The sequence below is a fragment of the Ruminococcus sp. AF31-8BH genome, assembly GCF_003460605.1.
Taxonomy (GTDB): Bacteria; Bacillota; Clostridia; order Lachnospirales; family Lachnospiraceae; genus Blautia_A; species Blautia_A acetigignens.
This window is the reverse complement of sequence record NZ_QTVN01000045.1, coordinates 1-1,775: the sequence shown is the minus strand read 5'-3', so window position 1 is coordinate 1,775 and position 1,775 is coordinate 1. Positions and strand designations below refer to the sequence as shown.

General features: G+C 33.0%; 2 protein-coding genes. One reads left to right on the top strand and one right to left on the bottom strand.

Going from position 1 to position 1,775, the window contains the following annotated elements:
- Nucleotides 1–73: 73 nt before the first annotated feature.
- Entirely contained in the window at nucleotides 74–304 is a 231-nt protein-coding gene (locus DWZ38_RS21905; RefSeq protein WP_117846394.1) for a helix-turn-helix transcriptional regulator, read from the bottom strand.
- Nucleotides 305–523: 219 nt separating this feature from the next.
- Here DWZ38_RS21905 and metK point away from each other — a divergent pair, with 219 nt between their 5' ends.
- Nucleotides 524–1,699: a methionine adenosyltransferase gene (metK, locus tag DWZ38_RS21900; RefSeq protein ID WP_117846393.1), complete on the top strand. Its 1,176-nt coding sequence runs from the start codon at nucleotides 524–526 to the stop codon at nucleotides 1,697–1,699.
- Nucleotides 1,700–1,775: the final 76 nt, after the last annotated feature.

Here is a 1,775-nt window from a genome sequence, read left to right as displayed (position 1 = left end):
AATTCTTCAATGATGGCAGGCTCATTGTCGCAAATAGCTAAATTTAGCATATAGTTCATACCTTTCTTCAAAATTAATCATCTTCACATATCAAAAAATAATCTGCTTGGAAAAATTCACTTACTGTTATGCCAAAGCCACTGCATATTTTACTAATAGTAGAAAGTGTAGGATTAGTTCCATGAAAAATATTTTTTAAGGTGGACTGTGGAATAGCAGCACGACATGCTAATGTATAATAAGTAATGCCTTGTTCTTTACACAAATCGGCAATTCTATTACAGACAGCTTGATTAGAAGTCATCGAACACCTCCTATATATAGTCCTAATTATAGATATAGTGTAACCGCTAATTTGAAAATATAGGTCTATATATAGCCTGCATCGAACAAAATGTGACAATTAATTTACAAGTTATAGCAGATATAAAAAATTAAGGAGTTTTTTATGTATTATAAGAAAAAAGCAATGTAGATTTTGGTACATAATGGCTGAAATACAAAATTAAAAAGGAGAAGAGATATGTTAAAGAAATTAATTACTTCAGAATCTGTCACCGAAGGACATCCAGATAAAATATGTGATCAAATTTCAGACGCTATTTTGGATGCTATTATGGAAAAAGACCCTTATGGTCGTGTTGCGTGTGAAACATGTATAACTACGGGCTTAGTGCTTGTCATGGGTGAAATTACAACAAATGCTAACATTGATGTTCCTAGTATTGTCAGAAATACGGTTCGCAAAATTGGGTATAATGATTCAAAATATGGCTTTGATGCAGATACCTGTGGAATTATTGTATGTTTAGATAAACAGTCAGAAGATATTGCTTTGGGAGTAAATGAAGCATTGGAAGCTAAAGTAAAAAAAGATAAAGCTGAAATTGGAGCTGGGGATCAGGGAATGATGTTTGGATATGCGACAAATGAAACCAAAGAGTATATGCCCCTTCCGATTGTGTTAGCACATAAATTATCAAAACAGTTATCAAATGTTAGAAAAAGTGGAAGATTGAAGTATTTGAGGCCAGATGGAAAAACGCAAGTGACTATTGAATATGATGGGAATATACCAAAAAGAATAGACACTATTGTATGTTCAGTGCAACATGATGAAAATATTAGCCAAGATAAAATTTATAAAGATATTCTTAAATATGTGATTGAAGATATAATACCAGAGGGATTGATGGATGATAATACAAATGTGTATGTTAATCCAACAGGACGTTTTGTGATTGGTGGTCCACATGGAGACAGTGGAGTTACAGGAAGAAAAATTATTGTAGATACGTATGGTGGATGTGCACATCATGGTGGTGGTGCCTTTTCAGGAAAAGACTGTACAAAAGTGGACAGATCAGCAGCATATATGGCACGATATCTTGCTAAAAATATTGTTGCAGTGGGATTAGCAGAAAAATGTGAGGTACAATTATCCTACGCCATAGGAATCGCAAATCCAGTTTCTGTTAATGTTAATACATTTGGAACAGGTAAAAAAGATGATGAACTGCTTGCAGAATTTATTTATAATAATTTTGATCTTACACCATCAGGAATAATTGATATATTTAAACTCCGCCGGCCAATTTATGAACAGGTAGCATCTTATGGACATTTTGGGAGAACTGAATTAAATCTTCCATGGGAGCAATTAGATACAAAAAAATTTTTAGGCATTTTAGAAGTGTAAACTTGTTATGAGAGAAGATATATTATATGCTAAATTTAGCTATTTGCGACAATGAGCCTGCCATCATTGAAGAATT

Excerpts from the sequence above, each read along its gene's own strand:
- DWZ38_RS21905 (WP_117846394.1), bottom strand. The coding sequence starts at position 304 with ATGACTTCTAATCAAGCTGTCTGTAATAGAATTGCCGATTTGTGTAAA.
- metK (WP_117846393.1), top strand. The coding sequence starts at position 524 with ATGTTAAAGAAATTAATTACTTCAGAATCTGTCACCGAAGGACATCCA.